Consider the following 10,827-nt stretch of genomic DNA (forward strand, 5'->3'; position numbering starts at 1 on the left):
AATACGATTTGTCGAAAGGTTGGAAATCGAACCAATCGGCTAATTTAACCGACACGGCGGCCTTTTCCGGAGGGAGCTAAAAGGGGAACTTTGCATCGAAAAATTGAAGAACCGATGAAACGAACTGTTTTCTGTGCCGCGCTGCTGCTGGCCGCCGGCTGTTCATCTCCGAAAAAGAACCGCACGGTCGATCCGCTGCGTGTCGAAACCATCGTGGCCGCGCCCTCGGCCGACGTCGGGGCGGCCGTTTATGTAGGTGCGATCGAAGAGGAGTCTTCGGCCGCCTTGAGCTTCCCCGTCGCCGGGACCGTCGCCCGCACTTTTGCGGACGAGGGCCGGCGCGTCGGCAAAGGTCACCTGCTCGCCGAGCTCGATCCCACCTCGGCGCGCCGGACTTTCGAGGCCGCCGAAGCCGCGCTGAATCAGGCGAAGGACGCCTGTGCGCGTCTGAAACAGCTCTACGACGCCGAGAGCCTGCCCGAGATCAAGTGGGTCGAGGCGCAGACCCGGCTGCGGCAGGCCGAGGCGGCCTTCGGGATCGCGAAGAAGAATCTGGAGGACTGCTCGCTTTACGCGCCCTTTTCCGGGGTGGTCGGCCAGCGGCGGATTTCGGCCGGGGAGACGGCCCTGCCGGGCGTTCCCGTGCTGACGCTGCTCGAAGTCGGACGCGTCAAGGTGCGCTTCTCGGTCCCCGAGCAGGAGATCGCCCGGCTCGGCGCCGACAGCCGGATCGGGGTGGGCGTCGCCGCGCTCGGCGACCGGGTGTTCCCCGCCGGGAAGATCGAAAAGGGCGCCGTGGCCAATCCAGCGGCCCACACCTACGACGTGCGCGCCACGCTGGACAACGCCGCTGGCGAGTTGCTGCCGGGCATGGTGTGCCGCGTGACGGTTTCGCCCGCAGAGTCGGCCGAGGAGATCGCCGTTCCGCTGCGCGCCGTGCAGCAGGCGGGCGACGGGAGCCGTTTCGTGTGGACCGTGCGCGGCGATTCGGCCGTGCGTACGGCCGTCACGACGGGGCGGCTGGTGAACAACGGCATCGTGCTGACCGGGGGCGTCGCGGCGGGCGACCGCATCGTCGTGGACGGCATGCAGAAGATCGGCGAGGGCAGTAAAGTCGTATGGCGATGAGAAGTTCGAATAGCGTAATAGCCTGGTCGATGCGGAATTTCCGCATCACCTTCCTGATCGTGGGCTGCCTGTTCGTGTTCGGAATCTACGCCCTTGCGCGCATTCCCAAGCAGGAGTTCCCCGAGTACACGATCCGGCAGGGCGTCGTCGTGGGCGTCTATCCCGGGGCGACGGCCGAGGAGGTCGAAGAGCAGCTGGCGAAGCCGCTCGAACAGTTCCTGATGACCTACAAGGAGGTGAAGCGTGCGAAGACCACCTCCACGTCGCAGAACGGCATGTGTTACGTGATGGTCGAGCTGAACGACGATGTGAACGACAAGGACGAGGTATGGTCGAAAGTCAAGCACGGGCTGGCGGCGTTCAAGATGCAGCTGCCTGCGGGTGTCGCGGCCGTGGTGACCAACGACGATTTCGGCGACACCTCGGCGCTGCTGATCACCCTCGAATCGGACACGCGCTCCTACCGCGAACTGAAAGGGTATATGGACGATTTGAGCGACCGTCTGCGCCGCATCGAATCGGTCTCCAACCTGCGCCCCTACGGCGTGCAGCAGGAGCAGATCTCGGTTTACGCCGATCCCGAACGGCTCGCGGCCTACGGCATCGGCGAGAAGACGCTCTCCGCGGCGCTGGCCGCGCAGGGGCTGATCCCGCTGGGCGGCTCGGTGAGCAATGCCGAGACCGAGACCCCGATCCACATCGCGCCGTCGCTGGCCGGGGAGCGGGAGGTCGCCGAGCAGATCGTCTGGAGCGATCCCGAAGGGCACGTCCTGCGGGTGAAGGACGTGGCGCGCGTCGTGCGCGAGTACGACGATCCGGACAGCTATATCCGCAACAACGGCCACCGCTGCGTGCTGCTGTCGCTGGAGATGCAGGCCGGGAACAACATCGTGGAGTACGGCCGCGAGGTCGACGAGGTGCTGCACGCCTTCATCGAAGAGGAGCTTCCCGCCGATGTCAGCGTGCAGCGCATCGCCGACCAGGCCAAGGTCGTCGGCGACTCGGTGCACTCGTTCCTGCGCGACCTGTTCGTGGCCATGGCCATCATCATCGTCGTGATGATGCTCCTCTTCCCGCTGCGGTCGGCCATCGTCGCCGCGCTGACGATCCCGATGTCGACCTTCATATCGGTGGGCATGATGTACCTCTGCGGCATTCCGCTGAACACCGTGACGCTCGCCGCGCTGGTCGTCGTGCTGGGCATGATCGTCGACAACTCGATCGTGGTGATCGACGGCTACCTCGATTACCTCGGGCGCGGCCATTCGCGGTGGTTCGCCGCCGTGGAGAGCGCCCGGGAGTTCTTCCCCTCGCTGCTGCTGGCCACGATCTGTATCTGCATGATCTTCTATCCGATCCTCTTCACGATGACGGGCATGATGGGCGACTTCTTGACCTGGTTCCCGTGGACGATCACCATTAACCTGATGGTGTCGCTGCTGCTGGCCGTGATGGTCATTCCGTTCCTCGAGATACTGATCATTCCGGCCGTTCACGTGCGCAGGGACGGCCGCAGGTCGTTCACCGACCGGGTGCACGACGTCTACCGCCGCGTGCTGGCGTGGACCTTCCGCCACGGGTGGCTGACGATCTCGCTCGGCGCCGCCTCGGTGGTCGTGTCGCTGCTGATCGCCACGCAGCTCAAGTTCCGCATGGTTCCCTTCGCCGACCGGGACCAGTTCGCCGTGGAGATCTACCTGCGCCCCGACACGCCGCTGGAACGCACCGGGGCCGTCGCCGATTCGGTTTACCGGGCGCTGCGAGCCGACGAACGGGTGAAGTCGGTCACCTCGTTCGTGGGGTGCTCGTCGCCGCGCTTCCAGATGAGCTACGCCCCGCAGATCGCGGGCAAGAACTACGCGCAGTTCATCGTCAACACCACGTCGGTCGGCGATACGGAGGCCATTCTCGACGAGTACGCCGACGCGTGGGCCGACCGTTTCCCCGAAGCCTACGTCAAGTTCAAGCAGCTCGACTACCAGAACGTGCCGTCGCTCGAATTCCGCTTCTACGGCAGCGACATCGACTCGCTGCGCGCCGCGGCCGACCGGCTGATGGCCCGCATGCGGCAGATGCCCGAACTGCAATGGGTGCATACCGATTACGAGGACCCGCGGGCGATCGCCGAGGTGCGGCTCGATCCCGTCACGGCGTCGCAGCTGGGTATCACGCGCACGGTCGTGGCCGCCAACATGGCCCTGGCGTCGGGTGACGTGGCCGTGGGTTCGGTCTGGGAGGGCGATTACAGGCTCCCGGTGGTGCTCAAGCGCGACGCCCGGCTGGGCGAACGCTCGCTGTCGGACATCGGGGACACCTATGTCTCCTCGCCCGTGCCGGGGGTGAGCGTGCCCCTGCGGCAGATCGCCGACGTGGAACCCGCGTGGAGCCAGTCGAAGATCGTCCACCGCAACGGCATGCGCTGCATCACCGTGACGGCCGACCTGAAACGCGGCGCCAACGCGATGCGGATGACCTCGCGCATCAGCCGGATGTTGAAAGACGAGATTCCGCTCCCGCCGGGCGTCGAGACCGAGCTGGGCGGCGCGCACGAGTTCGACGCCGAGACCCTGCCGCCCATCGCCGCGGGGTTGAGCATCTCGCTGGTGATCATCTTTTTCTTCATCCTCGTCAACTTCCGCAAATTCGGCATCACGCTGGTCGTCATGGCCTCGATGTCGCTGTGTCTGTTCGGCGCGATGGTCGGATTGTGGATCGCCGACTTCACCATCGGGCTGACCTCGGTGCTGGGTTTCATCACCCTGCTGGGCATGATCGTGCGGAACGTGATCCTGATGTACCAGCATGCCGAGGACAAACGCAAGGTCTGCCACTGGTCGGGCAAGCTGGCGGCCTACGACGCCGGAAAGCGCCGCATGGTCCCGATCTTCCTCACGACGGCCACCACGGCCGTGGGCGTCGTGCCGATGATGTTGGGAGGCAGTACGTTCTGGGCGCCCGTGGGTGTTACGATTTTCGCCGGAGGCATCGGCTCGCTGATCCTCGTGGTCACGATCCTTCCGGTTCTTTACTCCAAAATCTACAAGTGATGAAAAAGGCTCTCGTATATCTGATTCTCTGCTGCACGGCCCTTCCGGCCGGGGCGCAGACCCTGACGCTCGACGAATGCCGCGCGGCCGCCGCCGAGCACAACCGCACGCTCCGCGACGGCCGGTTCGAACTTGAAGCGGCCCTGCAAACGCGCCGCGAGGCGCTGACCGGCTACTTCCCGCAGGTCTCGGCCACGGGAGGCGTTTTCCAGGCCCAGCACGGACTGGTGCAGGCCGATTTCGGCATGACCATCCCGCAGCTGGGGACGATGAACCTGCCGCTGTCGATGGTCAAGCGGGGGATTGTGGGCGGCATCACGGCCGTGCAGCCCGTTTTCGCGGGGCTGAAGATCATCAACGGCAACAAGCTCGCCCGGCTGGGCGAGGAGGTCGGGCGGTTGCAGTTGCAGAAGACCGAGTCCGAGGTGCGCGAGCAGACCGACGCCTATTACTGGCAGGTCGTGTCGCTGCGCGACAACCTTTCGACCATCGAAGCCGTGGAACGCCAGCTGGAGGAGATTCACCGCCAGGTGGAACTCTCGGTCAAGGCCGGGCTGGTGACGACGAACGACCTGCTGCGCGTGGAACTGCGGCAGCAGGAGATCGCGTCGAACCGCCTGAAGGTCGAAAACGGACTGAAAGTCTCGAAGATGCTGCTGGCACAGCATATCGGTGTCGACTGGCGCGCTTTCGACGTGGCGGCGGCGGAGTTCGGCCAGCCCGAGGCGCCCGCGGCGTTCTACGTGCCGGTCGAGGAGGCGTTGGACAACCGGGCCGAGTACCGGCTCGCCGAGAAGAATGTCGAGGCTCAGAAGTACCGGAAGCGCATGGAGCGCGGCAAACGCCTGCCGACGGTGGGCGTCGGGGCCGGCTACCTCTACTACAACGTGACGGACAAGGATGTGGACGACGGGCTGGTTTTCGCCCAGGTGTCGGTCCCCATCTCCGACTGGTGGGGCGGGGCGCACGCCCTGAAGAAGGCCCGCATCCGGGAGCAGCAGGCCGAGAACGATCGGTTGCAGGCCCGCGAGATGCTGGCCGTGGAGATCGAGCGGACGTGGAGCGAGGTGCAGGAATCCTATGCGCAGATTCTGCTGACGCGGCGTTCCGTGACGTCGGCCGCCGAGAACCTGCGGCAGAACCGCAATTTCTACCAGGCCGGAACGGCTCCGCTCACCGACCTGCTGGACGCCGAGACGCTCTACACCCGGAGCCGCAACGACTTCACCTCGGCATGCGCCGCTTACCGGACTTCGTTGGCGCGTTACATGCGTGTGACGGGGCGATAGCGGTCGTCAGCCGCAAAAACGGGCGTCCGGAACCGACCGGACGCCCGTTTTTTCACTCTTTCCGGGGCGGTTTCGGTTCGAACATGCTCAACAGCAGTCCGCCCATGACGGCTCCCCACAGCGTGCTGTTGAGCGGCGAGGAGGTGATCGGGCACGTGCCGTCGGCGCACCCCACGAAATACCAGTAGAGATAGCCTCCCAAGGCTCCCAGCGCCGCTCCCAGCAGCGTCGGCCAATGTCGTTTCAGCAGTTTCATCTTATAACGGGTTTACGTTTTCCATTGAAATAACGTTGCGAAAGTATTGATTATTTTCCGATAAAACAAATTTCCTATGGAAAATAAATGGATCGGAGTCGGCGGATGTCGGAGCGGAGGAGGGATGGAAAGGTGAAAGGTGAAAAGTGGAAAGTGAAGGGGGGGGGCTGACAAGATGGGGTATAGATAGGATTTCACCCCTGCCGGAGAGATTTCTGACAGGGGTGATTTTCATTTTCGTGGGAACTTTTCCGAAAGTTCCTTTTGTTTCTGCGGTGCGTAGGGGACTCGAACCCCTGACCCCGTGCGTGACAGGCACGTATTCTAACCAGCTGAACTAACGCACCATTCCGGTTATTGCGAGTGCAAAGTTTTTTTTTGATTTTTTGTGCGGCGCGCCGGCGGTATTCGCACCAATCTGCTTAATTCTTAAGGACAAAAGCATTGAAATTTTTTTTGTCGCCTTCACGCTGTCTCGCCCTGTGAAGGGTGTTGACCGCCGTTTTGCGGCTGAAGCGTCTGAACGGCGGCGTGCCGGAAGGGCAAACCGGCGGCGGGGTGGGAATTTACCGAAGGTCCCTGGAAGGCCGAGGTCGAGGTCGGCAAGGAGTGGATCAAGCTCAACGGCGTGTTGGGCGGCACGGTGGAGGGATCGACCGGGTCCGAAATCCGCTTTACCTGTCAGCCCGCCGGTACGATCGGCGAAGATCAAAGCCGGTGCAGCATCATCCTGGTCCGCTATCACAACCTGTCGTGTTACCACCGCATCTTCGTGCGTCAGGGCTATGCCCCCATCCGGGTGGCCGGATCGGCCAAATGGCACACATTCAACCTGAAATATCAGGATCACGAGGCCGCCGCGCCCCTGCGAGGAGGGTTCGCTCTTCCGCTACGGCAATGTCGACCAGCCCATTGACGCCGTCAACAACCAGTTCGACCGGTTTGCCGACCATGTCACGACTCCGTTCCGGCTGGCTCCCACGAGTTCGGGGCTGACGGGAACCTGGAATGCGGTCCCCGGACAGACCTGGATAACGAGCAAGTCACGCAGTTCGGAGGGCTTCAGCAACATGCCGCAAACCATCGGCGGCAGGCAGTGCCATGTCGCTGAACTGGCGGATTTCGAGGTGTTACAGAAGAACTGCCAGTTTGCGTTCGGCGTGCTCTACGACGATGCTTCGACCGAGACTTCGCTGAACCTGTCGGACGTGAACGGCTATGCCTATTACAATGCGAGCAACACGAACAAGGGCATGCGCGGCTGTTTCGTCTTCAATCCTGCGGGAAGTCTCAATTCGGGCGGCGCCGGGGCCAATATCTTCTTCCCGGTGGGCGTGTCCGGATACGGTCGCCGGAAGCATTGCGCCCAGGAGAATGGAAAGTACGGCGTATTGCGTTACGCCGCCCGCAGCGCACTCTATACCTCTTCCGATGTACGTTATCGTCCGCTTTTCCATACCATCTACACCAATTTCGGGGGACTCTACTGGTGCAACCGGCAGTCGAACGGAACCTCCTCGTGGGACATCAATGTTTCGACATACGATTTCAACCATTTCGGGTCGAATGCGTTTCTGATAAGCGACTGGACCGCCGGCGACGGTCCCAATGTCAGCGACGCCTGCTTCGTCCGTCTGGTGGAGTAGGCGGGGACAGGGCGCCGGGTGCGATTTGCCGGAATTGATGCCCGCAACCGCCTTTTTGTCCGTTTGCCGGGGCCGATCGCATTCGCCTCGGGCATCCGGAATTTCGCGGAGGACGAATCCGGCATCCGCCGCGAACAACGAAAAAGCCTTGTAAACGATCCGTTTACAAGGCTTCTTTGAATTGGTCCTTCGAACTCTGCGGTGCGTAGGGGACTATCACCTATAAAATCTTGAAATATCACAAATACGCAAATATCTATTAATAAACAACATATTACAAGACATATGATATTTGAAATTCATAAAATATCTTTTGATATTTCAAAAATTGGGTGTATATTTGGGTGTTGATTTAACGATTGTGGCATGAATATCAAACGCAATATTATCTTCACATTAGAGAAACGCAGGAAGGCCGGGGTTATTGTTGCGGAAAATGTTCCGATCCGTATGCGTGTCATATATAATTGTAAGCGGGTCGAGTTTACTACCGGCTATCGAATCGATGCGGTAAAATGGGATGCTGCTAAACAGCGCGTGAAATTCGGCTGCACGAATAAACTCAAACAGAGCGCATCGGAAATAAATGCCGATCTGCTGCGTTATTATACGGAAATTCAAAATACCTTCAAGGAATTCGAGGTACGAAATACTATGCCTACTCCGGAACAGTTGAAAGAGGCGTTCAATCGGCAGCACGAAGACCCGGAAGTAGCAGTTGAAGTTCCCGAATCGGTTTCGTTCAAGCCGCTGGATGTCTTTCCCGAATTTATTAAAGAGTGCGGAATGCAGAATGGTTGGTCTGCTGCCACATATGAGAAATTTGCCGCAGTCAAGTCCCACCTGACCAAGTTCGATCCGGATCTGAGTTTCGAGTCGTTGGATGAATCGCGTTTGACGCAATATGTCCAATTCCTCGAAGAGCGGGAAGGATTGCGCAATACGTCGATCTTAAAACAGATCGCTTACCTGAAATGGTTTTTACGCTGGTGCAGTAAAAAGGGCTACTGCATGAACAATGCCTACGAGGACTTCAACCCGAAGTTGAAGAGCACTCCGAAAAAGGTGATTTTTCTGACATGGGAGGAACTGTCGAAGTTGCGCGAATATCCGATTCCCGCTACGAAACAATACCTCGAACGGGTGCGGGATGTATTCCTGTTTCAGTGTTTCACGGGCTTGCGCTATTCGGATGTCTTCAACCTGCGCCGCAGCGATGTCAAAGAGAACCATATCGAAGTTACGACCGTCAAGACGGCCGACGGCCTCGTGATCGAGCTGAACAATTACAGCCGTGCGATCCTCGATAAGTACAGGCAAGTGGCATTCGAGGGGGATAAGGTATTGCCTGTCGTCAGCAACCAGAAGATGAACGACTATCTGAAAGAGTTGTCGAAGCTGGCCGGTATCGACGAGTCGGTGCGGGAAACCTACTACAAGGGCAATGAACGCATCGACCTCATAACGCCGAAATACGAATTGATGAGTACGCACGCCGGTCGTCGCACCTTCATTTGCAATGCACTCTCTTTGGGTATTCCGGCGCAGGTGGTGATGAAATGGACGGGGCATAGCGACTATAAGGCGATGAAACCCTATATCGACATCGCCGATGACATCAAAGCGAACGCAATGGATAAATTCAATATGTTGTGATTATGGATCCGGACATTTATACTTCAATAACGGAATTGGCCGCTGTTTACGAAACACTCAATGAGCGCCTTGAGTCCGACCCCTGTACGACGGATGCCTATCAGGTCTACCGTCAGCAGACCTATCGGGATGCATGCGCCGCATTGCAGGCCATGCCCGTGGAGCCGATCGCTCTGCGCCTTATCGCCGAGGGTATCAGTGAACGGGTACTTACCCGTCTGCGGAATTTGATCCGGGAGAATATCCATATCTGCGAAACTCGTAAAGAGTTTTTCCGTCAAGTCTGTTTCGGCGATTTGTGCCGGCTTCAGGAAGACTACTTGTTTGCCGGAAAACGTAGATTGCTGTTGAACGATAGAAAAGAGATCGAAGAATATCCTTATCCGACGGAGCGGGAGCGCGAAGAATTGTTGCGGGAAAACCGTGCGGCGTTGAATGAACTCGATAACGAGCGCGCCGCATATCGCCGGGAAAATGCAGGTTGGATCGGCAGGGACTATTATACCGCTATCTATGAAATGAGCCGCTTTTCAGCCTCGGTTCTCGACAGCTATTTTCCCGTTGAAAAGAAAACGATAACAGCTGCACCGGCAACGATGGAAGCTGCCGATCAACCGACCGAGTTCAAAAGTATTTCGCCAGACGAAATCTTCCGGTCGCGGATGTTCGACAAGTTCAACGAACTGGAAAAGCGACTGGTCAAGTCTGGCGATCTGGGCGAAGATCTGCACTGGCAGGCGAAACACAAGAACGACAAACCGGATATCAAACGGCTGGTTGCGTTTTTGGCCGGACTTATCGACCACGATTATTTCCTTCCGAACCGCGATACGTCGATCAAGCGTTTTTTCGAGGAGCGTTACCGAATTCCGATCGGTCAGAATTTCGAACGGCGCCGCCGCGAACCGCTGATGAAAATCTACCGTACGATTTTTTACGACCTTCCCTTTTAACGGTTTCGCTACGATCGTAGTACGATTCCGTATTAAATATAATTTTTGCATATCATTCGTAGTCAGTACAGTTATCCTGCGCTGACTACGATTGCTCGTTCTCCGCTTTTCGGCGAATTACATTTGCAGCACGATCGACCGGCTGGCGATCGCATGTCTAACCAAATGTAATTCGTATATGGATATAAAAGCATTGAAATCGAAATTGCTCTGGCAGATGACGGGCGAAGAGTTTCTCTTTCTCCAGCAGAATGGCGGAGAGCAGCCGGAACGACAATCGTATGTCGTTGCTCCGTCGAAAAAGCACGTCTACGGCATTCGGGGAATCGCCGAATTGTTCGGGTGTAGTATTCCGACAGCCAACCGCATCAAACGAAGCGGAAAAATCGACCGTGCCATCACGCAGATCGGTCGTAAGATCATCGTGGACGCGGAACTGGCGCTCGAACTTGCCGGACGCAAAACCGGTGGCAGAAAAGTCGGTTCCCGCGATGGCAAATAAGTCGTCAGACAGCGTTGCAGCCTCCTGCAAGCAGTCCCGGAACGAGCGTATCGAGGAGTTCCTGCGGGAGCATTACGCCTTTCGCTACAACACGGTCAAAAGCCGTGCGGAGTTCCGCAGCAGCGACGGCGAGTTCCTCCCCGTGACCAAATACCGGCTCAACTCCTTCCGGCGGGAGCTCGACCGCACCATCGGCATCTCCACCTCGGCGGAGAACCTGCGCAGCATGCTCGAAAGCGACTTTTCCGAGCGTGTGAATCCCGTGCAGGCGTATTTTCATAAACTGCCGCCGGCAACGGGAACGCAGGCCATCGACGAACTGGCCGCGACCGTCACTGTGCGCAACGCCC

Annotated in this window: 9 protein-coding genes, 1 tRNA gene and 1 pseudogene; 8 read left to right on the plus strand and 3 right to left on the minus strand. The window is 58.9% G+C overall.

The features are described from left to right. Positions 1 to 114 precede the first annotated feature (114 nt). From BHV64_RS11590 to BHV64_RS11600, 3 genes are read left to right on the plus strand one after another with little or no spacing between them, the layout of a single operon-like run. Positions 115 to 1,128 (plus strand): efflux RND transporter periplasmic adaptor subunit, encoded by a 1,014-nt coding sequence (locus BHV64_RS11590; RefSeq protein ID WP_015546053.1) that lies wholly within the window; start codon positions 115 to 117, stop codon positions 1,126 to 1,128. After that, on the plus strand, positions 1,125 to 4,175 hold the full coding sequence (locus BHV64_RS11595) for an efflux RND transporter permease subunit (protein ID WP_217727504.1): 3,051 nt from the start codon (positions 1,125 to 1,127) through the stop codon (positions 4,173 to 4,175). The genes BHV64_RS11590 and BHV64_RS11595 overlap by 4 nt, the downstream gene beginning before the upstream one ends. Further along, a complete protein-coding gene (locus BHV64_RS11600; RefSeq protein ID WP_195525694.1) occupies positions 4,175 to 5,464 on the plus strand; it encodes a TolC family protein in 1,290 nt (429 codons plus the stop codon). Before BHV64_RS11595 ends, BHV64_RS11600 begins: the two co-directional genes overlap by 1 nt. A gap of 52 nt (positions 5,465 to 5,516) precedes the next feature. On the opposite strand, the gene BHV64_RS11605 is transcribed toward BHV64_RS11600, so the two are convergent. The 3 genes from BHV64_RS11605 to BHV64_RS11615 all read right to left on the minus strand — a co-directional run bounded on the left by BHV64_RS11605 (position 5,517) and on the right by BHV64_RS11615 (position 6,465). Continuing rightward, entirely contained in the window at positions 5,517 to 5,720 is a 204-nt protein-coding gene (locus tag BHV64_RS11605; protein ID WP_015546056.1) for a DUF6132 family protein, read from the minus strand. A gap of 273 nt (positions 5,721 to 5,993) precedes the next feature. Beyond that, positions 5,994 to 6,067, minus strand: a tRNA-Asp gene (locus tag BHV64_RS11610). After that, entirely contained in the window at positions 6,058 to 6,465 is a 408-nt protein-coding gene (locus BHV64_RS11615) for a hypothetical protein (protein WP_288116033.1), read from the minus strand. The genes BHV64_RS11610 and BHV64_RS11615 overlap by 10 nt, the downstream gene beginning before the upstream one ends. A 325-nt stretch (positions 6,466 to 6,790) precedes the next feature. Here BHV64_RS11615 and BHV64_RS11620 point away from each other — a divergent pair, with 325 nt between their 5' ends. From BHV64_RS11620 to BHV64_RS11640, 5 genes and pseudogenes are all read left to right on the plus strand, one after another. Beyond that, positions 6,791 to 7,366, plus strand: coding sequence for a hypothetical protein (locus BHV64_RS11620; protein WP_217727502.1), 576 nt, complete (start codon positions 6,791 to 6,793; stop codon positions 7,364 to 7,366). A gap of 366 nt (positions 7,367 to 7,732) precedes the next feature. Beyond that, positions 7,733 to 9,022, plus strand: a complete 1,290-nt coding sequence (locus BHV64_RS11625; RefSeq protein WP_288116035.1) for a site-specific integrase — start codon at positions 7,733 to 7,735, stop codon at positions 9,020 to 9,022. 2 nt (positions 9,023 to 9,024) lie between these two features. Further along, on the plus strand, positions 9,025 to 9,975 hold the full coding sequence (locus BHV64_RS11630) for a hypothetical protein (protein ID WP_288116037.1): 951 nt from the start codon (positions 9,025 to 9,027) through the stop codon (positions 9,973 to 9,975). 178 nt (positions 9,976 to 10,153) lie between these two features. Next, on the plus strand, positions 10,154 to 10,477 hold the full coding sequence (locus BHV64_RS11635) for a DUF3853 family protein (protein ID WP_288116039.1): 324 nt from the start codon (positions 10,154 to 10,156) through the stop codon (positions 10,475 to 10,477). Then, a pseudogene (locus BHV64_RS11640) lies at positions 10,467 to 10,827 on the plus strand (VapE domain-containing protein); the annotation flags it as partial. The gene BHV64_RS11635 and the pseudogene BHV64_RS11640, both read left to right, overlap by 11 nt.

Source organism: Alistipes sp. 56_sp_Nov_56_25 (genome assembly GCF_001915285.1).
Lineage (GTDB): Bacteria > Bacteroidota > Bacteroidia > Bacteroidales > Rikenellaceae > Alistipes > Alistipes shahii.